The following is a 23,451-nucleotide window of genomic DNA, read 5'->3' on the forward strand; positions in this document are numbered from 1 at the left end:
TTTAGACTACTATAACAGAATTTCTATGAAATTTCAGCAATTTTTCCATCCACCATATGGATTCTCTGCCTGGCAATTGCCGCATAATCAGGGTCATGCGTTACAAACAGAATCGTAGTTCCATCTTCTTTGTTGATCCGTTTGAAGATCTCCATCACCTTGTCCCCGTTAGCTGTATCCAAATTTCCAGTGGGTTCATCGGCAAACAAAAACTTTGGTTTTTGGACAAGAGCACGTGCAATCGCTACCCTTTGCCCTTCACCACCTGACATTTGACTTGGGAACTTATCCTTACAATGGGAAACGGAAAAACTTTCCATCAAATGAAGAGCATAGTCTTCTACTAACTTTTGTTTCCCTGTTTTACGAGCGGGCATCGTAATATTTTCTAAGCCTGTTAATTCTGGTAATAAATAATGGAATTGGAAAACAAATCCAATGGATAGATTTCTAAGCTCATGAAGGGCTTTGCTATCCATTTGCAATAAAGAATTACCACCAAGTTTCACATCACCACTTGTTGGAAAATCAAGTCCACTCACGATATACAAAAGTGTTGACTTACCGGAACCAGACTTTCCTGTGAGGGCAACAAAATCACCTTCTTTGATCTGTAAAGATACATCTTGTAAGACAACTTGAGGGGGTTCTCCAAATGATTTAAAAATTTGGTTGGCTTCTATACCCAAATTCATGTAGCACCTCTGATGATGTCAACTGGAGACAAACGACTTGCCATACGAGCTGGAATATAACTGGCAATTGATGCACTAAGAACTGCAATTGAAAAACCTTTTACATAAATCATCACATCCCAAGAAATCATCATTGTTTTCATGAGTGCTTTAGAGTTTTGTTTTGGATCTCCAATAGGAATTCCATCTATATAATAACATCCAAGAATACCTACAAAAATTCCTAGAATGGCACCCAATGTTCCTAAAAATAGTCCTTGAAAAATAAACAATTGGATTGTATCCTTTTCATCGAAACCAATGGACCGTAAAATCGCAACTTCCTTCTTTTTTTGGTTCACCACCATATTGAGTATGTTATAAATTCCAAAGGCAACAACAAGGATGATCGTAAAGGTTGTTGAGTTTCTTACAATATCTTGAGTCCGAAACACTTGTAAGATACTAGCGTTCACTTCGTCCCAACTTTCAACCTTATCTTTGCTAAAGTATCTCCAGTCTTCAGCAATTTCTTTTGCCATACGAATGTCTTTAATTTTGACAATGATCTGTGAAATTTCACCACTGGACTTTGTAATACTTTGAACAGAGGATAAGGAAGAATAAACTGTCACTTCATCTATCATACGATTTCCCGTACTTAATATACCGACGATTTTGATCGGGATGAGATCTGTTCCTGGGATATATACAAAAATGGTATCATCTACTTTGGCACCGAGTTTATTCAGAACCCCTTCACCCGCAATGGCAAGGGAAGTTCCTCGTGATAGGTCAGCTAATTTTCCTTCGACAATGTAATCACTGAGATTCGTCACTTTAGGTTGGATATTTGGATCCACACCCACAAACCTAGCAGGAGCCGTTGATTTTCCGTTCACAAAAATGACTTCTTTTGTGAGTTGAGGAGCATAGGATATCACCCTATGGTCATTGGACAATTTATCCATCCACCCAAGAACATTCGTTAATCGTGAGTTATCGGTTCTACCAGAAGGAGGAGAAAGCCATCTAACTTCTTTTCCTTGGAAGAACACATCATCGAACGTACGTTCGGTGATTAGCTCATCTTTCGGAGAAATTTTGATTTGACCATCAGAATTCACAAGTTGGTCAGTAATGACTGCTTGGAAACCAAGCATAATTCCAGAAAATACAATATATCCAGCTGTCCCAAGTACAATCCCAATTAGCGTTAAAATCGATTGTTGGGGTCTCGAAAAGATTTGTCGGATCGCAAGGAATAACATCTAATTTTTGACTAGGACCTCATCCCCTTCGATTAAATCCCCTTGTATGAGTTCACCAAACTCTGAATTAATGGCACCAATTCGAATTTCGATTTTTTCACGTTTCCCATTTCGATAACGTGTGAGTTTCCCTCTTTCCACAGAGACTAAAGGTACAAGGATCACATTGTCTTTGGAAGAAACTTCAATGGCAACATCTGTTGTCATATCAGGTAAAATTCCTTGGGGCAATTCATGTGGTCCTATCCTCACGAGAAACTGGCCGTTTGATGGATAAATTCGTTCTACTTCCCCTTTATAAACATTCCCTCGGATGGATTCAAAACTGAGTTGGGCATGTTGCCCAGGTTTCACTCGTAATGCTGATTCTTGGTCGAGGGAAACAGAGATGTACACCTCTTTTAGGTTTTGGATTTCCAAAATGGGTAACCCAGGCATAGCCGTTTCGTTTTTGGCAATGCTGAGTTTGGTAACAGTGCCTGTAATCGGGGAACGGAAGGTAATTCCCGAATCATTCACTAAGAGTGGATCTCCCTTTTTGACTGATTGTCCTTCTTCCACATAAATTTCTCGGACAGATGCCGCGATTCCAAATTTTAAGATAAAACTATCAACCGGTTTCACAGTTCCTAGTGCATAGACAGCTTCCACTAACGAACCTTTTTTGATGACAAGCAAATTGGACTTCGAACCCCGAAAGACAATGACAAGGATCAAAATTAGAATGATTACAATGAAGGATACGAACCCGTAGAGTTTTTTACGATTCATGATGACCCCATCATGATCACTTCGTTTGATTTGGAAATCTTTTTTCTTTTGAATTAACGAGCAAAGGTAAAGAGAAATTCACCTTCTTTGTCTTTGGCGGGGAAATATTCTTCGCACCTAACATCAACAAACTGCCCTTTTTGTAAGGTATCAATAGGGAATGTTTCAGGAAGACGTCCTTTTAAATAATGATCCGTCACAAGCCTTCCATCGTTTTCCAATATGGCTTCAAAGGTTTTCCCGATGGCAGATTTTGCATAAACTTCGTGTAGTTGGGAGCTGAGCGCCATAAGATCTAATACTCTGCGTTTTTTTTCATCCCCAGGGATAGGATCACCCAAACTTTCGGCGGAGGTTCCTTTGCGAACAGAATACGGGAATACGTGTAATTTGGCAAACCCAAGCTCAACTAACAATCGCTTGGTTTCTCGGAATTCCACTTCTGTTTCTGAAGGGAAACCTACAATCACATCTGTTCCTAAAAACAAATTGGGTAGTTTTGATTTTGCAAGTTCAATACGTGTACGAAACGCATCAGGGTGGTAGGTTCGTCGCATATCTTTTAAGATTTTTCGACTACCACTTTGGATGGGAACATGTAAAAATTTACAAAACCTTGGGTGTTGCATTAAATCAAGTAACCCAGAGCCAACATCAGGAGGCTCAATGGAGGACAAACGAATCCTTGAGTATTCTAATACTTTTAAGATATCTTCCACTAAGTTCAGAAACCCTTTTTCTCCGTTTTCCAATCGGTACCAACCCAAATTAACGCCCGTTAATTGAATTTCACCCACTCCATTGTCTTGTAAGTATTTAACTTGGTCTATAATGTCCCCGTAGTTTCGACTGACCCCAAGTCCTCTTGCCGCAGGAATTTTGCAATAAGAACACTTTCGATTACAACCATCTTGGATTTTTAGATAGGCTCTAGTATGTCCTTCCGGTAATACGTCTGAGTAAGAAAAACGATCTAAGTTAGGTGGTTGTGAGTAGGATTTGCCTTCCCAATCTGCTAAGATTTGGTAAGGCAAACTGCTTTTTTCGGTATTCCCAAAAACTCCAAACACCCCAGGGATATTTTGTAAAACTTCTTTGTCGGTCTCCGCATAACAGCCAGTCACATATACTTTTGCACCAGGATTTGTGCGAATGGCATTACGGATGATGTTTCGATTTTTGACATCAGCTTTGTTTGTTACGGTACATGTGTTTACAACGATGTACTCTGCGTTTTCATCTGCTGTAGCGAGGGTAAACCCTTTGTCTTTTAGGACGGAGTACATTCCATCTGTCTCAAAAAAATTGAGACGGCAACCGAGTGTATGGAACTTAATTTTCACAGGGCTGCGAGTGCGGTAATCCTTTTCGAATTTTCTTTAATGGTATTACTTTCTCCATTGAGAGAGGATGCCTTTTCGATACATGTTTTGGCTTCTTCCAAAAAGGTATTGGCCTGATTTTTTTTGCCCAATTTTTTATTCGTTCTATATAGTGATTCTTGAACGAGTGCTAGGTTATTCCAAATTTCTGCAGAGTTTTGGTTGATACTAGATGCCCAACGTAAACTCATATCAGCCTTGTCATAATTTTTTAATTGGTAATAAATTTTACCTTCTAACTCTAACATACGAACATCACTCGGACTTCCGGCTTTTGCTTTTTCAATTTGGGAAAGAGCAGTTTTGGAAGCTCCCTTTTCAGAGAGTGCCAATGCATAATAATAACGAATCTCTGGATTTTGTGGGTACATGGGGATGGCTTTTTCAGCCAACTCAATCGCAGGTTTCCATTTTTTGTGTCGAGTTAATATGGCAAGGCTTCCTTGGAGGAGGTCTTCATCATCTGGTTTTCGTTTTCTTGCTTCCAACATATTTTTGTAGGAATTATCAAAGTCGTTTAACTTATCATAATTGTAAGCAAGTAAGGCAAAAAATTCGTAAGATGACTTACCATCCGCAAGTAGGCTTTTTACGAGTTCGATTGATTTAGAATAGTTTTTAGTTTTGTATTCATCCACCGCTTGGAAATAAGCAGAACCAACTTGTTCCTTCTCTTGCGCATACAATGTGGATACAAGTAGACAAATAACAGCAGTGATGTGAAAAAAATGTTTCATAGTAAATCCGAGGGAACCGTAATGGAGTTCAAATTGACCGTATCGATCCTGGAATGGTATGGTTCAATAGGGTCCAGGTATAGGAAAACGCTTCCCCCTTTGGAAAGCAAGTAATGTTCGATATGTTCTTCTGTAATGATTTCCATATCCCCTACATAAAGAATTGGATTTTCCCCAGGGCCCAGGTGCAGATGGAATTCTTCAGTAGGTAAAAAATCGGATAAATTCAGATACCCTGAACCATAATACAAACCCGATTGGAAGTAGTATTTGTAATGAACTTTGACTTCAGGTAGGATTAAATTCGGCCGGATGTATCCGAGTTCGATTCGTTCTATCGTCCCAACAGTGCGAATTTTACGTAGTTGGAACCAAATTTTACGAATGAAAAAGTAAGAAAACAGGAAGACGAGGGGAATGAGAATTGCCATTTCCGTTCGCCTTCCTTCTCACTCTCTAAACGAGAGCTAAGTCTTTTTCCTCAGTGTTTGGAGAAGAACCGTCATCTTTTTTCGGGACTTCTTTGTAGTCGGACCAAGGAGTTTCGGAATATACAAGTTTCCCTTCTGCCATATCTACCAATATTTTGGTAGGGTTGTCATACACCCCTTTTAGAGACTGCACTGCCATATAATCTTCCAACTCTCTTTGGAACACACGTCTGAGAGGACGTGCCCCATAGTTTTGGTCGTATCCGATGGTAGCAAAATGTTCTTTTGCACCTTGTGATAGTTCCACTAGAACTTTTTTCTCCGTCAAACGTTTGTTAAAATCCTTCAACATGATATCAACAATGCTAACGATTTCTTCTTTTTTGAGAGGAGCAAAGTATACGACTTCATCTACACGGTTGAGAAACTCAGGATTGAAATGTTTTTTCAATTGTTCTCTAGCTTGTTCTGCTTTGTAAGTTTCTCTTTCTTCCGCAAAATCTTCAAAACCCAATCGTCCACCTTTGGAAATTTCCTTAGCGGCAATATTGGATGTCATGATGATAATGGTATCTCGGAAATTCACCTTACGACCTTTGGTGTCTGTTAAATTTCCCTCTTCCATTATTTGGAGTAGGATATTAAACAAATCATGGTGTGCTTTTTCAATCTCATCGAGTAACACCAAACTATATGGTTTTCTCCTCACAAATTCAGTGAGTTGGCCACCATCATCATACCCAACATACCCTGGAGGTGCTCCGATGAGTCTGGAAACTGCATGAGGTTCCATGTATTCAGACATATCAATACGAAGCATATTGTCTTCTGAACCAAACAACTGCTCAGCGAGAGCTTTTGCGAGTTCTGTTTTTCCCACTCCTGTTGGTCCAAGGAAGATAAAAGAACCTGTAGGTCGCTTTTCACTTTTGAGACCAGTGCGTGAACGTCTGACAGCACGTGCCACTTTTTCGATGGCTTCGGTTTGGCCGACAATTCGAGATTTGATGTCCTCTTCCAAATTGAGAAGTTTGGTGTTTTCGGACTGTTCCATTTTTTTCAAAGGAATGCCAGTCCATAAACTGACCACAGAAAGGATGTCTTCTTCTTCGATCGAAACAGCATATCCTTCCATACGTTCTTGCCATTGTTTGGTTTTTTCTTCCAATTGGCCTTTTTTACGATTCACTTCATCACGAACAGCTGCTGCTTTCTCATATTCTTGGCTACGAACCAAATCTTCTTTTTTGACAGAAAGTGCTTTGATCTCTTCTTCAATCTCTTTGATTTCATTAGGTCGTTGGCAATTCGCAAGGCGTGCTTTGGCTCCAGCTTCATCAATGATGTCAATTGCCTTGTCTGGTAAAAAACGATCATTGATATAACGATGAGATAATTTCACAGCTTGTTCTATGGCTTTTTCCGAATAACGCACTTTATGGTGGGCTTCGTAAGCTTTTTTCAAACCATCTAAGATAAGAACTGCATCATCCACAGAAGGTTCAAGAACCTTCACCATTTGGAATCGTCTTTCCAAAGCAGAATCTTTTTCGATGTATTTACGGTATTCGTTATTGGTTGTCGCACCAATACATTGTAGTTCCCCACGAGCGAGTGCTGGTTTAAGAATGTTAGCAGCATCCACTGCTCCTTCAGCAGCACCTGCTCCAATGAGAGTGTGTAACTCATCAATGAAGATGATGATGTTTTGTGAAGTGACGATTTCTTTCATGATTTTTTTCAATCGTTCTTCGAACTCACCACGGTATTTGGTTCCTGCAATGAGGCTTGCCAAATCCAAAGATAACACTCGTTTTTCGAAAAGGAGATCAGGCACTAACTTTTCAATCACCGCTTGTGCAAGACCTTCTACAATTGCAGTTTTACCAACACCCGATTCTCCTACGAGCACTGGGTTGTTTTTTGTCTTACGAGATAAAATCTGAATCACTCGTTCGATCTCTTTTGACCTTCCGATGACAGGATCCAATTTTTTCTCACGAGCGAGTTGTGTGAGGTCACGTGCAAATTCGTCTAGGATCGGAGTTTTACTTTTTTCTTGTCTAGGAGTTGCCGTTTGTGTTTGGCTTTGCCCAGTGGTTTGAGAACCAGTTGTCCCACCACCTACTGCACCCGAAGGTGGAGCTCCGAGTAGTCGTAAAATTTCCGACTTGATGACATTATAGTTCACACTGAAGGAAGATAATGATCCGCCAGCGATGTTATTATTATCACGAAGTAATGCGAGTAAAATGTGTTCGGTTCCCACATAATTATGTTTGAGGCGTTTTGCCTCTTCTTTGGAAACTTCGATCATTTTTTGGTACTTGTCTTGCCCTTGGCTGACATCGAGTAACAAAGCACCCGAACCCTCACGGGTACGTTTCTCCACTTCTTTACGGAGTTCGTTTAAATTGATGTTTAGATTCGTTAGAATCTTAATCGCGACAGAGTCCTCTTCCCGGAGAAGCCCAAGTAGAATGTGTTCAGGACCGATAAAATCGGAGCCTAAACGTTTAGCCTCATCTTGGGCGATTTCGTTGATGACTCTTTTTGCTCTTTTTGTGAATTCCAACATGCCGCACCCTGCCTTTAGTAATTAGACGAACGTCCTTGTTCCCATCACGACCGTACTGGTTTAAAGGGAGCCTCGTAAACCAAGAATTTTGTAAAACTGACGTTTTTGGACCGCGAATGCGTTCTTCCACGAGATTTTTACGACAAGTCCACGGAAGTTTCCCAGGGACTCTCTTCTATGATCGGTGGAAGGAGCAATTTCTATACCAAATTCAGAAAGTTTCTCGAAAAGTGAAAAGAACCTGGGATCCACTCCTTCTTTGATTCCGAGTAAGAGAGAATCCCTCCGTCCTTTCCCCAAATTGGTAGGACAAGAGGAAAGAAACCCAATCCCTTTGCGATATGCCCAGAGTTTTCGTCTGTAGAACAAACGAAGGAGAGATCGATTCTCTTTAGAAACCCTTGTTGGTAACGATTTGTTAGTGTTTTGCAATTGTCCGTAGTTTAGATCCAAAATGTGAAGAATTTCCAAACGTACGTGGTCCTCTGAACCCAAATACAAGTGGTAAACTGGACTTACTCCTTCTTTTGATACGGTAAGACTGTTTGATTCCTCTTCCCAATTTTCCCAATATCCATTTTCGGCTAACAATTGTTTTACTTCCGTTTCCTTAGGTTCATAAAAGGGAAACAAAGAATGTGCCAAATTCCTTGTGATCCGAGTTCGATACGAAAGGAATTTGATCTTGGATTGGCTATGAGTGAAAATTTCCTCGATTTCTTTTAAAAGTGAAGTGGGTATCCACAAACGACGAGGTTGTTTGGGAACCGGAAACACTGTGACACAATGTTCGCACCCATATTTACCAGAAATTTGAAATTGGGTATCCTTTGTGCCACAAATCCGGCAAAACATTACAAACTAACAGGCGATAGTTTTCCAGAAACAATTCGATTCCGTTTGTGTGCCATGGAAGCAAGTTCTAAGTCATGAGTCACAAGGATCAGTGAAAATTTAAATTCGTTTTGTAAGTCTTTGATGAGATCCATGAGATGCCTTGAATTATCCCGATCCAAGTTTCCTGTCGGTTCATCTGCCAGGATGAGTTGCCTTCTTCCCACAAGGGCACGAGCCACTCCCACACGTGCACTTTCTCCCCCTGAAAGTTGGGAAGGAAAACTTTCGGTTCGTTCGCCAAGACCTACTTTTTTTAAGATTTCAATTGCCTCGGATTTTGCTTGTGATGGATTCATCCTTGCAATGAGAAGTGGCATCATTACATTTTCTAAAGCAGTAAAATCAGGAAGCAGTAAGTGTTGTTGGAAGATAAAGGAAATTTTTTCCGCACGAAAACTCTCTCTTTGTTTTTCACTTAGGTTTTTCAGAGAAACTCCACAGACTTCCACCTCACCGTCGTCAAACGAGTCCATGGCGCCGAGGATATTGAGGAGTGTGGATTTTCCGACACCAGATGCTCCTTCCACGGAAACGATTTCACCAGGTAACACTTCAAAGTCGAGACCAGAAATGATATGGTACCGTTTGTCCACAACTTGGTAATATTTTTCTAATTTACGAACAGAAACAGTTGGTTTGATTTCAGAATTAGTCATTGCGAATGGTATCCACTGGGTTTAAATTAGCAGCCATACGTGCAGGGAAATACCCAGCAAGGCCTGAGAGAATGGTAGCAGCTGTTGTCACCATAAAGATAAAGGAAATATCAATGTCCACTGGGATGTGATCAAAGTAATAGATATCTTTCGGAACAAGTTCCACAGGATCCCAATCCCCTGGATTTAAGAGACTCCCCACACCATTGATGATTTCCGAAATCGCATTGATGATGACTTCTAATTTGGTCGCGATAAAAATTCCCGTCATTCCACCCACAAGAGAAGACAAAATTCCTACGATCATGGCATTCAGTGTGAAGATGAGTAGAATATCAGTAGATGCAAGTCCAAGTGCTTTTAACGTTCCAATGGACCTTCGTTTCGCGCGAATGAGAGAGTGTACAGTTGCGACCATCCCAAGGGCGGCAAGCACAATGAATAGAAACACAATGATGGAGATGATGGTTTTTTCCAAACGAAGGGCTGCAAGGAAGTTCTCTTGTTCTTCTGCAATGGTCCTGACCGACCAAGACGTATCATCTTGGATTTTCTGGTTCCAGTTTTCTTCGTTTAACCTAGATAAGATTCTATGTTTGGTGAGTTTTAAATCATCCAAAGAACGAACTTTGATGGCAATTTGGTTTACCGCACCTTTCATCTTAAAAAATTCTTGGGCTTGCGGGAGAGATAAAAAGACAAACTTAGAATCGTAATTGTAGTAACCTGTTTTAAAAAGACCCACCAAACGAAAGGATTGTACGTTCACTTGTACACCTCGTTCCACAGTAAACCTTCCTCCAGGTACTGCCATGGTAATCTCCCGTCCAATCCCATACCCATAAATGGCACTCATTTCCTTTCCTACCACGACCATTTTTTTGGTATTGATGGCTGGGATTTCGTCTCGGTTGTACTGCAAAATACGTGGGAAATTTGGAAGTCCATTTTCCACCAATTTTTCAATCGAGTCAATGGGAACCGCACGGATCATAATCGGGTTAAAATTATTATTACTTTGGATGAGGCCGTGGCTTGTGATATTCCCTTCTACAGAAACAAAGGATTCCGCGAGTTTTGGATCAGATTTGAGATGATTGATGACTGTTTCATAATCATAAATAGCCCCCGACCCGTACGAATTTTCAATCGTGATGTGAGGACCACCTTGCCAAAGGGATTCTTTTACTTGTTTTTGGAATCCATTAAAAATGGAAAGAACCACAACAAGAAGCCCAACTCCCACAGCCATCACGATGAACGATAGTCTGGATTTGATAGAGAGAAACCCTAGAACGCGGGACCCTCGGATGTAACGGATTGTGATTAAAGAGACGATTCCCATGATGACCTAATCTTTTTGACAGCTTTCTTCGAAAGATGGATACTGTCAAAAAAGAACCTTATGCCTGAAACACCAAACTATTATTCTGTCAAAGTCAATCTTCGAGACGAAGCCAATATGGTGTACACCATGGTTTCTGCCATCATTGACCCGGTTGAAATCAAATCGGTGAAATTTGAGGGTGTTTCTTGTACAAGCCCCCTTTCACTTTTGCCCGTTCGGTCCACATTCCAAGACTTTTATAACCGAATGCAAAGAGTGATCTATAAGGGAGAACAACAAAAAAACATTACAAAGTCCTTACAGGAACTCATCAAAACCAAGTTTGGTTCTGAAAGTTTTTTAGAAGAGATCCTTCATTACATGGATCACAATCTAACGGACCGATTGGACTTTGTTTTCAGTGAAATTCACAAACGAACTGCTGGAAATTCAGAACCCAAAGTGGAAATCCATTTTGAACTGATTGATCCAAACGACATGACTAAAACTACTGTGGACGAAGAGGAGATTGCCAAAAAAGAAGCACCTCCAATAACACCTGTTCCACAGGCGTCTGGATTTCTGATCCCTGCTGACAAACAAATTGTGCAGTTTAAATTCCAACTCTCACCTGTGAATGGTGTACCACTCGTAGAACTGAAAGCAGGTGACAATGTATATGTAAGATTGGTACCTGGAGATTCAATCACTGATTCTATCATTAACACTTTGGAGTTAAAGGAAGAATCTGGCGCAATCAAACAAATGCCAGCCAAAATTGTAAACATTTCGAATAACAAAAACTTTTCGGAAGTTGTGATCAAAATCAATGAACAAATCTATGGAAAAATCATTGAAGAAGAAAACTCAGTGAAAATCAAAACCACTGATAGCAATATGGGTGCTGCCAATATCATGAACTCTGTCGCCTCTCCAACAGCTAAAATTACGAAAGCAAAACAAAATCCTAATTTAACCGCTGATGAAAGTTTCCATTTGATGCCTTATATCATTATGCTTGTTGTACTTGCAATCGGTATGATGACAATTTTTGTAATTCTCTAAAATCTAATGACCCAATTCAGAAAAAAATTACCAATCCTTTCCCCTTTCTTCATCGCACTGGTTGTCCTACACTCACTTTTTGTGGACTACACAGTACAATTCCCTGATTTTATCTCTTCTGAATCACCAGAATCAAATTTGGAAACAATAAAACCGAAGGTTATCGCTGAAAATGGTGTCATCGGTAGAATTTCTTATCTTGAATCTTTTTTAGTCGAAATAGAATCAAAAGAATTGCCAATTGATACTGATTTAGAGGACACAAAAGACAACGTCAAACGAGTGTTAATTGGCCAAAAACTATTACTTGGCCTTCTATTGTTTTATCTCTTTTTAACCTTTTCAACTGCAATGACCTACATGTTCCATGTTTGGTTTCATAAATCAATGGCACATGTTTTGTATCCTGTTTCACTGGTTGTCTTATTACCAAAAATATTTTTCCAATTGAACTTAATGGTTCAAAAAGATATCTTTTCTTATTTTTATTTTCTATTCCTAATTTGTACATATATCTTTACGATTCTAGCTTATCGAACCATCATCAAAGACAAGGAACCATATGAAGGGTTTCAATCTTTACAATTTTCGTCTTCATTAGAAGAGGAAGGAAGATCTCCTGGCCAAACCAAAACGGGCACCTATTTTGCGCCTATTTTCCATGTCCTCGTAATCATACTGATTGGAATTCTAATTGGGAATTTAATTTATATCCCACTCTTTCTCTTACAAAAACATTATGTAAGCGAATTCAGTTACTTTATTTTCTTTTTAATTGGACTCTTATCTGTATTTTATATCTTCAATTACAACAAAGTAGGTGGTGAGTCCAAAAACAAAAATTGGCAAAACCTATCTGTCAGTTTTGCCTACTTACAATATCGTTTTTTACGAAATGGATTTTTTTCCATTTTTAGCACGATACTTATCATTTTATTTGTGACGTTTTTGTTTAGTTTATTACTCTTTAATATTGATCTCATCCAAAACAATTTGGGATTATTCGGAAAAACGACAGAGTTTTAATTTTAATTACATTCAGGTGTTTTGTTTTGTTTTACAATACACCACGGGCTTCCATTCGGATAATACGTGTTACGTGAAACCAATTCCCCTGATTCAGAATACAATTCGGATGCTTCTTTAACACCCGTTGGATAATAATAAAACCACTCACCGATTTTTTTGTCTTCTGAATAACTGCCCTTAGCTTCTACTTTTGTATCAGGGTAATATCTAACCCAATCACCTGTGCGAAGCCCTCCATCAAAGAATCCCTTTTCATTCAATCTGCCATTGCGGTAATAACGAAAGTAAGCACCGTTTTCATTTCCAATTTCAGCAGATTGGATCCAAAGTTGTTTTTTTCGGTAACCTGCTTTATAGTTTTGTTCTATATACATTTTGCCATCTGAGAAGTAGAATTTCCAAAGTCCATCTCTCTCACCATTCACCATTTTTCCTTCCATAATGGTGGTACCATCGAAATAGTTTAATTTTTTTCCAATTCCATCTGGCCTTCCGAGAGCATCGATGGGTACAATTGCCACTAAATTACCGTTTTCATACCATTCACGAAAATAACCTTCTCCAATCATTTGGTAGTGATTCGTTTTTTTATCAAAACTTGCATCTTTAGGAACTGTATTTGGTCTTTCAGTACTTCCTTTGCATGGACCAAATAAATATCCACCAAGGAAAATAATTAAGAGAAGGGAAATAAAAATCCAAACAGGACTGTCTTTAATGGGTGTAGATGTAGATGTCATTTTCTTCTCTAAATTTGGTTAAGATTTCTTTTGAGATTAAGATTCGATTCAATCGTTTGGAACGAATTGGTGTAAGATAACGCAAACACATTAAAATGGTTCCTTCTGGTTCCAATGATGTGTAAACAATTGGTGTTGTTTTACCAAGTCTTACGAGATAGTTTTTTGACATTTCTCGAATTTTGGATTCCACTAGTTCAGGAGCGAGCACCAACTCTTCATGTAAAATTTGGGAACAAATTTTTTCTGCTTTTTCCCAGTTGGATCGAAGTTCCAAGTATACACGAAACTCATCCCAAACAAAATCCATAGTTTCTGATACGACAAAAAAACGATGTAAGACAATATTATAATTTGGGAAATGAATCAGACGATTTGTCGACTGTTCAAATCTTGGGTCTTGTGCAATTTCAAGTAAGGTAAACTTAAAAAATCCAATGTTTACAACATCACCCTTGATCGAATCAATTTCTATCCGATCACCCACCTTAAATCCATTGGCTCCCATGATCATAAACCAACCAACCATGTTGAGCCAAACTTCTTTCAGTGAGATCACAATCCCTGCGCCAGCAAGACCTAGCACTGTTGGAAGAAGTGATAAACTCGAAAAAATGATAGGTAAATAGGCTATCGCAAAAACGATTAAAAAACCCATCCTTGCTACTTTCCTTCGATTGTATTCATGAACTGGGTCGAGAGCCGGTTTAATTCTCTCGACAAGGAACATTGTGATTTTGTAACAAATCACTGCAAACACAACCATGTACGCAAATAAAATGAGCGTTTCAGCAAATTCTCTATTACTATTTTTAAGTAGAGTTAATGGATTGAGATCTAAATAAAATTCTTTTATACTTCCACTACCCATTGAGTTTGTTTCCTTTATGGCGTTTCAATATTTCGAGAATTTGTTTCCTTTCCACTGGAACACCAAACTTTGGTTTACCGAAGTCTTCCAAGAGAACAAACTTTAAAGTATTTCCATCCTTTTTTTTATCATGTTCCATGTGTTTCAGAACCAAATCCGGTTTTTCTTCCAATACAGTTGGCAATTCTAATTGGGACATGAGTGAAATCGCTTTTTGGAAGTTGGATTCAGAAAAACCAACTAATTCTTTTGATAATAACAATGCAGTTACAAGACCTACAGAAACTGCCTCTCCATGTGAATACTTTTTGTAAAGTGTTAGGGATTCAATTGCATGGCCAGTTGTGTGCCCTAAATTGAGGACGGCACGTAATCCCGATTCTTTTTCATCTTGGGAAACAATTGATGACTTCACTCGTACGGATTCTTCGATCGCATAACGCAGGATATCTGACTTTTCAAAAAAATCAGAACGTTTGGATTTGGAAATAGTTTCTAAAAAATTCCCACCGTCTAAAAAGGAATGTTTGACCACTTCCGCAAGACCACAACTCCATTCTTTTTTTGGTAAGGTAGAGAGTGTGAAAAGGGGAGCAAAAACAAATTGTGGTTGGTAAAATGCACCCACCATGTTTTTGCCTGAATCAACATTTACTGCGACCTTTCCACCTACAGAAGAATCCACGCAAGCAAGTAAGGTTGTAGGGACTTGGATGAACCGAACCCCTCTCTGGTAGGTAGCAGCGATGAAACCAGCAAAATCACCCACCACTCCGCCACCAAAGGCAATGATCACCGCATTTCGATCAGCATCGGCTTCAATGAGTTGGTGGTACACTTTTTTGACGCGGTCAATGTGTTTGTTTTTTTCACCAGATTTTAAGTAAATAAAGGAAAAAGGAAGAGAGCTGTTTTTGAGTTCTTTGATTAAATACTTTTCGTAAATGCCTGCGATTTCACGGCTTGTGAGAACAAAGACATGTGATATTTTTTTGAGTTTGTTCAGTTTTTCAGAAAGACCAACAAAGTCTTCATGTAACTCGACAGGGTAAACAAATCCTGAACCGACGACTTCTCGTTCTGATAACTTCATGGTTCATTCACCCATGGGCTTGAAATATATCTAGGTTTATTTGTGCTTTTGGTCCGAAAGAAATGTTTTATATCAGGTCTTAAATCCATAGATAGAATTTCTTTTGGTGTGAAATAACCAAATCCTGATATTGCTTTTTCTTTCGCATTGAGTACTGGCAAAAGTTCTTTTACCTTTGTTAAAAATACAATTTGTATCAGGTGTCTTTTTTTGTTGGGATCAATGGATTCATTTAATAATAAAAATTCAGTGTGGCTTACTTCGAGAGACAGTTCTTCTCTTAGTTCTCGTTTGAGAGCTTCTTCACCAGATTCACCAAATTCAATTCCCCCACCAGGAAGTAACCAATACCCAGATTGTTTTTTCTGTTGTTGGACGAGTAAAATTTTGCCTTTGGGATCTTGGATGAGTGCGGCTACCCGGACTCTCATGGATTTTGATTTGAGTAAAAAATCGATCATAATAAGTTCAAAACACGCAGAGCTGCTTTTGCGGCCATTTGTTCGGCTCTCCGTTTATTCTTTCCATCACCCGTCGTTTGAAAATGATTTTCACAGGAAACTGATACAGAAAATTCTTTATCGTGGTCAGGCCCTTCTTCTTTCAATAGAATATACTCAGGTAATTTTTTCCATTTTTTTTGGCAATATTCCTGTAATATGGTTTTGTAATCTTTTGTTTCTTCCGCAGACTCTATTTTTTTTTCCATCGTTTGGAAATGTGGGGTTAAAAAGATCCGACAACTGTTCAAACCTTGGTCAAGATACAAAGCACCTAAGAAAGCTTCAAAACAGTCTGCTTGTAAATTTAAGTTCACTTCCCCTTTTTCTTTTTCACCCTTTCCCAATAACAAAAAATCAGGGAACCGGTACACACGTGCCAATTTGGCAATAGCAGGTGCAGATACCATTTTGCTTTTGAGTTTCGCTAAGATCCCCTCCTTGCCCTTAGGTAATGATTTATAAAGGTATTCAGCTGCCAGGATCCCAAGGACCGAATCACCTAAAAATTCCAATCGTTCATTGTCAGATAGATACCGATCTGAATCTTCATTGGCAAAGGACCTATGAACAAAAGCTAGGTGGAGAAGAGAAACATCCTTAAAACTTGTGTTTGTAAGGGATTGTAGTTCTTTTAGAGAGATGATTCTTTCAGGAGAAAGTTTGATGCGAATGGATTGGGACAAGGGAAAAAGATCCGGGTTCCTCTATTCGGGGAACCCGGTTTTTGGATTGGGAATTACCCCTTAAGTTTATCGATGAATTTAATTACATCGCCTACGGTTTGGATTTTTTCTGCGTCTTCATCAGAAATTTCCACACCAAACTCTTCTTCAAGAGCCATCACTAGTTCAACTGTGTCAAGAGAGTCAGCACCAAGATCATTGATGAAGTGAGCTTCAGGTGTAACTTCTGATTCATCAACACCAAGTTGTTCTACGATGATTGACTTAATTTTTTCGAAATCTGCCATTTTATATCCTCCAGGCCACTGTGAACAGTGGGGCAAGTGTTAAATCGTTTTCCGCCAGGTATATATGTACGCCTAGCGTTTTTTTAAAATGAAATTGTCGGAATTTTTGGCAAGTCTAAATAGATTATTTTCCTCTTGAAACCTTTGACATCGTTCTAACATCACCTAACATATATTAATAGGATCTTCTATCGAAACAAACGCGGAAAAAAGAACCATTCTGTCTTAGTTTCCAAGAGATGGCAATATCTTGCCCTGATTTCCAGCCAATTGATCCATTTTAACAGAAATATACTTCGTTATAACGAAACTTACTTCCCGAACCAGGAAGGGAATCCGAAATCAACTCTAAGAAATAACTTTTTTAGGAGACTTCCATGATTCGGAAATGGACAAAAACTCTCACTTCCCTCTTCCTACTCTCTTCCTTCGTTTTTTGTACTGAAAAAAAAGATGAGAATAACGATTCATTACTCGCAAGCCTACTCGTTTTGGCAGCCAATCAGATCCGCGTGAATACAGTATCTGATCTCACGAATGAATCTTCTGCTGATTATAATGAGAACAAATGGGGACTCATCACAGGATCAACTCTAAATTCTTGGGTGAGCAACTGGCAAACAAATCGACCCTCGGGGATTACAGGGAAACTTGTGGTCTTACAAACAGATGCCGCAAACCGTGTTTCGGGTGATGGTCATAATGCATATATCAAATCCGATCCATCTTCAGGTGTTTATGTTTATTTGTTAAATGATTACACAACACCAGACCTTCCCTCCGGTGGATTTCGGTTTAACCAAACTCGTGACTCAGGTTTATTCAATAATTCCATCCGTTACCAGGCCAATGGAACGTTTGTGGATGATTGGTTAAACACTTACAATATTGATCCAACAAAAGATTTAGTTGTGTTTGCTGCTGGTACGGGGAATGGAACTACTGTTAGTGCTGATCCAGGAGCAGCCACTGCCACGGTTGCAGGAGCCATCCAAGACATAACTAGAGGATTTTATTGGTTACGGTATTGGGGAGTGGATGTAAAACATTTAGCCATATTGAATGGAAACTTACGATACAATATCACCAATAATTTCGTTCAATCTGCGCAAACCAGTACAACAAAATCGACATTACCAACTACCAAAGGAACATTCAGTGTGCGCCAATTGCGTGTGGACAATACTGCAATTACACTTGGTTTAGAAGATGTATATGAAATTGCAAAAAACAATCTAACAACTTCCAATGTATTTGGGATTACGAATACACAATTTCTGATTGATGCAAGACCCTCTACACAATTTGGATCTGGTCGGTCTGCTGGAGTGAATGGTGATACCTCTCAATACATAACAACTGGTTATGATTCTGCAGGTGCTCCAGTTGTTTGGGGAGCAAGTGGGGATACAAATTCTGCAAACACTGCTGGGAAAACCTATGTGCCATTTGAAGGGAATATCAAAGGAGCAGTCACCTTTCCATGGCTTGCCCTATTTGAAGGAATCCCTGATTCAGGGAATACATCTGGTGTAACTGCTACAGCATTTAACAATGGTTATCGATATAAGTCAAAATCGGCATTGGCTAACATTTTTGCAAACAAAGGGTATGTTGCAGGTTCCACTGTGATCAGCCAATGTAGAACCAATTTTGAAGCACAAGTGAATGGATTTGCGTCACTCAATATCCTTGGATACCCAACTGCTTATTATGATGGGTCTCTTGTGGAATGGACGGCTCTCGTCGCTTCTCATCCAGACAATAACACCAACCAAGTTCCGAGTGATTTTAAGTGGAGGACAGATTTGGCTTCTGTAAGTGTCTTTGGTTATAATCCACAAATTTCAAATTCTGGAAATGTTGGAAGTGCGATCAGTAGAGTAAAACCTGCTCCAGTGAATTTACAAGCCACCACTTCAAAAAAATTCATCCAAGAAGATAAAGCATACAAGTATTAAAATCTTTCCCAGTTTACACTTTCGTCTCTTGGTTCACACCAAGAGACATTCTTTTCTCGCTTAAATTCCCTTTTCAAAAATGTTTTTGTCTGACAGTTTGTCTTTATGGCAAGGAATGAAAAAGAAGAAGCAATACATATAGGATTTCGAGAAGCCCTCGCTTTAATACTACCTTACCTCCAAAAAAAAATTTGGAATCAATTTAAATCTGTCATTTGGATTGTTTTGTACCTTTCCGTTTTCCAATTATTGGTCTTAAGAATCCCAATCAAAGAAGCAGGGATCATCACAATTGGAATTTGTGCAGTCATATTAGGTCTTACTTTTTTTCTCGAAGGATTATTCTTAGGACTGATGCCTCTTGGAGAAGCCTTGGGATTAAAATTACCTCAAAAATTAGGTATGTTTAGCATTTTGATTTTTTCAGTCCTTTTGGGTATGGGAGCAACTTTAGCAGAACCAGCGATTTCTATCTTAAAAGCATGTGGTAGTAAAGTTGCACCTTGGGATGCACCTTTACTCTATTATCTACTGAATGGAGGATCAGACACTCTTTATTTATCGATTGCGATTGGAGTTGGTATATCTGTTGTGTTTGGAATGTTTCGGTTTTTATATGGATTTTCACTTTCGAAAATCTTAGTGCCTTCCGTTTTACTTTTGTTAGCTGTCAGTATTTACGCTTATTTTGATGAAAACTTACAACATATTTCTGGTCTTGCTTGGGATTCGGGTGCTGTAACAACAGGTCCTGTAACCGTACCTCTTGTTGTCGCATTGGGCATTGGTATCTCCAAGGTATCTGAAAAAAACGAACAAAGTAGTGCCTACGGTGTTGTGACTTTAGCATCCCTATTCCCAATTTTAGCGGTATTTTTGGTTGGGATATATTTTTCTAATAAAGTACCAAAACCGATGTCAGAAATGGAATTTTTCAAACAAGGAGTCCATACAGAAGAATCCAATTTTTTGTTGGGAAATAAAGCCAAACAGTATAAGCGACAAAAAATAGAAAATCAAACTCAATCCATACAAAATACGACGGTCAAAGAATTTCCATCTAAATTGGCGGGTGCATTCCAATTAGCGCTACGAGCCATTTTACCATTATCCATTTTTTTGATTTTGTTTTTATACTTCATCCTAAGAGAAAAAATTGCTTACCCAGAAGAATTACAACTTGGGATTGTGTTTTCGATTTTAGGACTTACTATTTTTAATTTTGGCATCATGTTTGGACTGAATCAATTGGGAGACCAAGTAGGAGGGAAACTTCCTTCCACATTCCGCTCAATTGAACTCACTGACTCCATCAAATTCATCAAAAATTTTAATCCAAAATCTGTATATACAGCAGTGAATGAAGAAGGGAAAGAGGAAAAATTCTTTTACTTAAAAGAGAGAAAATTATATTCTGGAATTCCATACCACGAAGAAAATTGGAATCCAACTAACAAGGTATATGAATACATCCCTATTCATGGACCTATTTTTGGGAAAGAAGACAACCTTCTTGGTTATGTCATTGTATTAGCATTTGCTTTTGTATTGGGATATAGTGCAACCTTGGCCGAACCTGCTTTATCTGCTTTAGGTAATGCTGTGGAAGAAACAACCGTAGGAACCTTTCGAAAATCTTTACTCATCCAATCTGTGGCTATTGGAGTTGGTTTTGGAACATTAACTGGTATTTTAAAAATTGTATTGGAAATCCCACTGATTTGGATTTTAGTTCCAATCTATATTTTTTTATTAATATTAAATACGATAAGTAAATCAGAATTTATCGAAATTGCTTGGGATAGTGCAGGTGTTACAACAGGCCCCATCACAGTCCCTCTTATCATCGCAATGGGTCTAGGAATTGGAAATCAATTGGGAACAATTGATGGATTTGGTATTTTGGCATGTGCCTCTGCATTTCCAATTTTGTCAGTACTCATTATGGGTATCATCGTAGAAAATTCTCGCAAACTTTCCGTAAATGATTCAGAATCAAAAACAAAATAAGATCATGAAACGTAAAACTTCACGAATCACAACAATTGTACACAGAGACCTAACAGAATCAGTTGTCACAACACTAAAAAACCAAGGTGACTTGTACTATCAAATTGAACCTGGTAGATACCCAGTTCTCGCTAAACGAGGATTATGGTTTTTTGATTTTTACCGAAATCATGCCATTATAGATATGCCAGTTTCCATTTTGGAAATCATATGCGAGGAAAGTTCAGAAAATTTTTTAATATCTATGATACGAGATGCTGCTGAATTAAATATACCTGGACATGGAAGTATATATTCAGAATCAATTGAACTCATTTCGGCCAATCAAAATTTTTACGTTCATTCTTCGAAAGAAATCAAAAAACCAATTGGATTTACTGGACTTACTGGAATTTTTTGTGTTTTACCTAGAGGATCTGCAGAACCAATCGCTAGGTTGGTTTTACAAAATGGGATTGCTGTTCCAACCATCAGCTATGGTACAGGGACTGGGTTACGAGACCGATTGGGTTTACTTCGGGTTACAATCCCAAAAGAAAAGGAGATCCTTAAACTCATAGTACACTCTTCCGATATCGAACATGTTTTAGATTTTATGATTGAAGTTGGTCGATTGGATTTACCTGGCAGGGGGTTTATTTTTGAATTCCCAGTTGGTCAAGGATTACTCAATACGAAGGTGAGTTTAGAGGGTCCAAAACAAGCTGCGAGTATGGACCAAATTATTTCCGCATTGGATCAGTTATACGGGAATATGGAATGGAGAAAAAAATCGAATCAATTTAGAATCTCCCTTCGACATAGAAACTATTTTGAGGGAGTAAACCTCGTTTTGAATTGTAAAGAAGAATCAATGGAATTTGTAACAAGTGCTCTGCGAAAAGTGGGTGTCACAAGTTCTACAATTTCACTCAAACGACTTTCTCACACAGGAAATACGGATAGTGTCTTCACACCAGCAAGGGAAGTTGCGAATTTACTTATCCCTAAAAAAAACTTACCTGAAGTAATTGAAGTCTTAAATGAATTAGAATTTTTTAATCAAAAATTTGAAGGAATCGCTTATACAATGGAAATCCCAAGAGCCTTCTCATACCAATCGAAAAAGTCGAATCAAAAGTAGAAAACTCAAGCAATCAAATTCCAATAACATTCTGATCGATCAAAGGAACAATCGTTCATAAATTTGCAAAAAATCACACCTAATCCACCAATGGTTGCCCCTACGATAGGGATCCCCAAAATTCGAATGGTAAAGTTGATGGAATCCAACCTTTTTTCAATCGATTCAAATCGGGCATCCATAGTTGATTGCATAGATTCAAATCGAGCGTCCATACTTAATTGAAAGGATTCGAAACGCAGGTTCATTTCATTTCGCAAAGATTCTGACCGTTGGTTCATTTCGGTACGCATGGTGTCAAATCCGGTTCTTACTTCTTGGTGCATGGGTAGAATCTTTGTTTCTTGCATATTGGTTATGCCTTGGTCGCGTTTCTCTTCAATAGTATCAACGATCCAATCCTTAAATTTCAACCGCGATTTTCGTATCAATATGGGCTTTTTCAAGGACTTGGTATAGTTTTTGGTCTGTTCGCATTTATTTCTCATCTAAAGAGGAGAAATATTTTGAAATTGGTTCTATCTGTGATGAGAAATGACTCCACTTGAGATGTTTGGTCCCAAGTGGATGGAAAAAATCCTACTTTTTAGTGACCGCCACCTGGTAAAAATCCACCACCATTGATATCGAGGATGTGACCTGTGATAAAGGAAGAAGCATCCGATGCAAGGAAAGCAATTCCGTTTGCGATGTCTTCAGGAAGACCAGCACGTTTTAATGGAATCGCTTGAACCATACCATGTCTGATGTTTTCTGGGATTGCTTCTGTCATTTCAGTTGCAATGAATCCTGGAGCAATTGCGTTACAACGAACTTTTCTAGAAGCCATCTCAAGAGCCACAGCTTTTGTAAAACCAATCACACCTGCTTTCGAAGCAGAGTAATTTGTTTGTCCAATGTTTCCGTTTTCACCAGAGATAGAAGATAAGTTAATGATGGATCCACCATTTTCTTGTTTCATCATCACTTTGATCGCTGCTTGTGTACAGAGATAAGTCCCTGTAAGGTTTACAGCAATGACTGCATCCCACTGCTCTTTTTTCATTCTCATAAGGAGAGTATCACGAGTGATCCCTGCGTTATTAACAAGAATATCAACAGATCCAAATTCTTTTTTTGCAGTATCAATTAGTTTTTGAGCATCTTCTTCCACAGATACATTGGCAACAACTGCGATTGCTTTGTATCCTTTGGATTTAAGTTCTTCCGCAGTTGCGTTTGTTGCTTCTGGGTTCATATCTGCGACAACGATGTTTGCACCTAGAGATGCAAGTTTCAAACAAGTTGCCTTTCCGATTCCTCTTGCACCACCTGTTACAATGGCTGTTTTCCCTGATAAACTGATCATTTTTTGTTCCTCTT

At 38.8% G+C, this 23,451-nt stretch carries 23 protein-coding genes; 5 read left to right on the forward strand and 18 right to left on the reverse strand.

Translation table 11 applies throughout. The features are described 5' to 3' along the window. Positions 1-23 precede the first annotated feature (23 nt). Genes DI076_RS07375 through DI076_RS07420 form a run of 10 tightly spaced genes read right to left on the reverse strand, consistent with a single transcriptional unit; the run spans position 24 to position 10,742 of the window. Positions 24-695 (reverse strand): ABC transporter ATP-binding protein, encoded by a 672-nt coding sequence (locus DI076_RS07375; protein ID WP_108959313.1) that lies wholly within the window; start codon positions 693-695, stop codon positions 24-26. After that, positions 692-1,945, reverse strand: a complete 1,254-nt coding sequence (locus DI076_RS07380; protein WP_108959314.1) for an ABC transporter permease — start codon at positions 1,943-1,945, stop codon at positions 692-694. The genes DI076_RS07375 and DI076_RS07380 overlap by 4 nt, the downstream gene beginning before the upstream one ends. Continuing rightward, complete coding sequence (locus DI076_RS07385) at positions 1,946-2,716, reverse strand: efflux RND transporter periplasmic adaptor subunit (RefSeq protein ID WP_108959315.1); 771 nt, start codon at positions 2,714-2,716, stop codon at positions 1,946-1,948. Positions 2,717-2,769: 53 nt separating this feature from the next. Beyond that, the gene (mtaB, locus tag DI076_RS07390) at positions 2,770-4,059 is read right to left on the reverse strand and encodes a tRNA (N(6)-L-threonylcarbamoyladenosine(37)-C(2))-methylthiotransferase MtaB (RefSeq protein WP_108959316.1); all 1,290 of its coding nucleotides are present in this window, start codon (positions 4,057-4,059) and stop codon (positions 2,770-2,772) included. Then, the gene (locus DI076_RS07395) at positions 4,056-4,835 is read right to left on the reverse strand and encodes a tetratricopeptide repeat protein (protein ID WP_108959317.1); all 780 of its coding nucleotides are present in this window, start codon (positions 4,833-4,835) and stop codon (positions 4,056-4,058) included. Before DI076_RS07395 ends, mtaB begins: the two co-directional genes overlap by 4 nt. Continuing rightward, positions 4,832-5,266: a hypothetical protein gene (locus tag DI076_RS07400; protein ID WP_108959318.1), complete on the reverse strand. Its 435-nt coding sequence runs from the start codon at positions 5,264-5,266 to the stop codon at positions 4,832-4,834. Before DI076_RS07400 ends, DI076_RS07395 begins: the two co-directional genes overlap by 4 nt. A 25-nt stretch (positions 5,267-5,291) precedes the next feature. Further along, entirely contained in the window at positions 5,292-7,844 is a 2,553-nt protein-coding gene (locus tag DI076_RS07405) for an ATP-dependent Clp protease ATP-binding subunit (protein ID WP_108959319.1), read from the reverse strand. Positions 7,845-7,904: 60 nt separating this feature from the next. Beyond that, positions 7,905-8,699 (reverse strand): ATP--guanido phosphotransferase, encoded by a 795-nt coding sequence (locus DI076_RS07410; RefSeq protein WP_108959320.1) that lies wholly within the window; start codon positions 8,697-8,699, stop codon positions 7,905-7,907. Beyond that, on the reverse strand, positions 8,699-9,397 hold the full coding sequence (locus DI076_RS07415) for an ABC transporter ATP-binding protein (RefSeq protein WP_108959321.1): 699 nt from the start codon (positions 9,395-9,397) through the stop codon (positions 8,699-8,701). Before DI076_RS07415 ends, DI076_RS07410 begins: the two co-directional genes overlap by 1 nt. Then, positions 9,390-10,742, reverse strand: a complete 1,353-nt coding sequence (locus DI076_RS07420) for an ABC transporter permease (RefSeq protein ID WP_174705034.1) — start codon at positions 10,740-10,742, stop codon at positions 9,390-9,392. The genes DI076_RS07415 and DI076_RS07420 overlap by 8 nt, the downstream gene beginning before the upstream one ends. 60 nt (positions 10,743-10,802) lie before the next feature. On the opposite strand from DI076_RS07420, the gene DI076_RS07425 reads away from it, so the two are divergent. Continuing rightward, positions 10,803-11,789, forward strand: coding sequence for a hypothetical protein (locus DI076_RS07425; RefSeq protein ID WP_108959322.1), 987 nt, complete (start codon positions 10,803-10,805; stop codon positions 11,787-11,789). Between the two features lie 6 nt (positions 11,790-11,795). After that, complete coding sequence (locus tag DI076_RS07430) at positions 11,796-12,815, forward strand: LIC_10230 family protein (RefSeq protein ID WP_108959323.1); 1,020 nt, start codon at positions 11,796-11,798, stop codon at positions 12,813-12,815. Positions 12,816-12,817: 2 nt separating this feature from the next. Here DI076_RS07430 and DI076_RS07435 read toward each other — a convergent pair whose 3' ends face one another. Genes DI076_RS07435 through acpP form a run of 6 tightly spaced genes read right to left on the reverse strand, consistent with a single transcriptional unit; the run spans position 12,818 to position 16,995 of the window. After that, a complete protein-coding gene (locus DI076_RS07435; RefSeq protein WP_108959324.1) occupies positions 12,818-13,558 on the reverse strand; it encodes a toxin-antitoxin system YwqK family antitoxin in 741 nt (246 codons plus the stop codon). Beyond that, the gene (locus DI076_RS07440) at positions 13,533-14,429 is read right to left on the reverse strand and encodes a mechanosensitive ion channel family protein (RefSeq protein WP_108959325.1); all 897 of its coding nucleotides are present in this window, start codon (positions 14,427-14,429) and stop codon (positions 13,533-13,535) included. The genes DI076_RS07435 and DI076_RS07440 overlap by 26 nt, the downstream gene beginning before the upstream one ends. Then, positions 14,422-15,522, reverse strand: coding sequence for a 3-dehydroquinate synthase (gene aroB / locus DI076_RS07445; RefSeq protein WP_108959326.1), 1,101 nt, complete (start codon positions 15,520-15,522; stop codon positions 14,422-14,424). Before aroB ends, DI076_RS07440 begins: the two co-directional genes overlap by 8 nt. Then, positions 15,519-15,980, reverse strand: a complete 462-nt coding sequence (locus DI076_RS07450; protein ID WP_372487286.1) for an NUDIX hydrolase — start codon at positions 15,978-15,980, stop codon at positions 15,519-15,521. Before DI076_RS07450 ends, aroB begins: the two co-directional genes overlap by 4 nt. Further along, entirely contained in the window at positions 15,980-16,708 is a 729-nt protein-coding gene (gene rnc / locus DI076_RS07455; protein WP_108959327.1) for a ribonuclease III, read from the reverse strand. Before rnc ends, DI076_RS07450 begins: the two co-directional genes overlap by 1 nt. A 53-nt stretch (positions 16,709-16,761) precedes the next feature. Then, positions 16,762-16,995 (reverse strand): acyl carrier protein, encoded by a 234-nt coding sequence (acpP, locus tag DI076_RS07460; RefSeq protein ID WP_002974954.1) that lies wholly within the window; start codon positions 16,993-16,995, stop codon positions 16,762-16,764. Between the two features lie 377 nt (positions 16,996-17,372). Between acpP and DI076_RS07465 the strand changes: the two genes are divergently transcribed. The 3 genes from DI076_RS07465 to DI076_RS07475 all read left to right on the forward strand — a co-directional run bounded on the left by DI076_RS07465 (position 17,373) and on the right by DI076_RS07475 (position 22,089). Next, positions 17,373-18,956, forward strand: coding sequence for a sulfurtransferase (locus DI076_RS07465; protein ID WP_108959328.1), 1,584 nt, complete (start codon positions 17,373-17,375; stop codon positions 18,954-18,956). Between the two features lie 105 nt (positions 18,957-19,061). Beyond that, on the forward strand, positions 19,062-20,966 hold the full coding sequence (locus DI076_RS07470; protein WP_108959329.1) for a DUF1538 domain-containing protein: 1,905 nt from the start codon (positions 19,062-19,064) through the stop codon (positions 20,964-20,966). 4 nt (positions 20,967-20,970) lie between these two features. Continuing rightward, a complete protein-coding gene (locus DI076_RS07475; protein ID WP_108959505.1) occupies positions 20,971-22,089 on the forward strand; it encodes a hypothetical protein in 1,119 nt (372 codons plus the stop codon). A 5-nt stretch (positions 22,090-22,094) separates the two neighbouring features. Here the strand turns inward: DI076_RS07475 and DI076_RS07480 are convergent, their stop codons facing one another. Continuing rightward, positions 22,095-22,502 (reverse strand): hypothetical protein, encoded by a 408-nt coding sequence (locus DI076_RS07480; RefSeq protein ID WP_108959330.1) that lies wholly within the window; start codon positions 22,500-22,502, stop codon positions 22,095-22,097. 173 nt (positions 22,503-22,675) lie between these two features. Further along, entirely contained in the window at positions 22,676-23,437 is a 762-nt protein-coding gene (fabG, locus tag DI076_RS07485; RefSeq protein ID WP_100727124.1) for a 3-oxoacyl-ACP reductase FabG, read from the reverse strand. Positions 23,438-23,451: the final 14 nt, after the last annotated feature.

It is taken from the genome of Leptospira ellinghausenii (genome assembly GCF_003114815.1).
Classification (GTDB): domain Bacteria; phylum Spirochaetota; class Leptospiria; order Leptospirales; family Leptospiraceae; genus Leptospira_A; species Leptospira_A ellinghausenii.

Coding starts and splice junctions, on each gene's coding strand:
- DI076_RS07375 (WP_108959313.1), bottom strand. CDS start 695: ATGAATTTGGGTATAGAAGCCAACCAAATTTTTAAATCATTTGGAGAA.
- DI076_RS07380 (WP_108959314.1), bottom strand. CDS start 1,945: ATGTTATTCCTTGCGATCCGACAAATCTTTTCGAGACCCCAACAATCG.
- DI076_RS07385 (WP_108959315.1), bottom strand. CDS start 2,716: ATGAATCGTAAAAAACTCTACGGGTTCGTATCCTTCATTGTAATCATT.
- DI076_RS07395 (WP_108959317.1), bottom strand. CDS start 4,835: ATGAAACATTTTTTTCACATCACTGCTGTTATTTGTCTACTTGTATCC.
- DI076_RS07400 (WP_108959318.1), bottom strand. CDS start 5,266: ATGGCAATTCTCATTCCCCTCGTCTTCCTGTTTTCTTACTTTTTCATT.
- DI076_RS07405 (WP_108959319.1), bottom strand. CDS start 7,844: ATGTTGGAATTCACAAAAAGAGCAAAAAGAGTCATCAACGAAATCGCC.
- DI076_RS07410 (WP_108959320.1), bottom strand. CDS start 8,699: ATGTTTTGCCGGATTTGTGGCACAAAGGATACCCAATTTCAAATTTCT.
- DI076_RS07415 (WP_108959321.1), bottom strand. CDS start 9,397: ATGACTAATTCTGAAATCAAACCAACTGTTTCTGTTCGTAAATTAGAA.
- DI076_RS07420 (WP_174705034.1), bottom strand. CDS start 10,742: ATGGGAATCGTCTCTTTAATCACAATCCGTTACATCCGAGGGTCCCGC.
- DI076_RS07425 (WP_108959322.1), top strand. CDS start 10,803: ATGCCTGAAACACCAAACTATTATTCTGTCAAAGTCAATCTTCGAGAC.
- DI076_RS07430 (WP_108959323.1), top strand. CDS start 11,796: ATGACCCAATTCAGAAAAAAATTACCAATCCTTTCCCCTTTCTTCATC.
- DI076_RS07435 (WP_108959324.1), bottom strand. CDS start 13,558: ATGACATCTACATCTACACCCATTAAAGACAGTCCTGTTTGGATTTTT.
- DI076_RS07440 (WP_108959325.1), bottom strand. CDS start 14,429: ATGGGTAGTGGAAGTATAAAAGAATTTTATTTAGATCTCAATCCATTA.
- aroB (WP_108959326.1), bottom strand. CDS start 15,522: ATGAAGTTATCAGAACGAGAAGTCGTCGGTTCAGGATTTGTTTACCCT.
- acpP (WP_002974954.1), bottom strand. CDS start 16,995: ATGGCAGATTTCGAAAAAATTAAGTCAATCATCGTAGAACAACTTGGT.
- DI076_RS07465 (WP_108959328.1), top strand. CDS start 17,373: ATGATTCGGAAATGGACAAAAACTCTCACTTCCCTCTTCCTACTCTCT.
- DI076_RS07470 (WP_108959329.1), top strand. CDS start 19,062: ATGGCAAGGAATGAAAAAGAAGAAGCAATACATATAGGATTTCGAGAA.
- DI076_RS07475 (WP_108959505.1), top strand. CDS start 20,971: ATGAAACGTAAAACTTCACGAATCACAACAATTGTACACAGAGACCTA.
- fabG (WP_100727124.1), bottom strand. CDS start 23,437: ATGATCAGTTTATCAGGGAAAACAGCCATTGTAACAGGTGGTGCAAGA.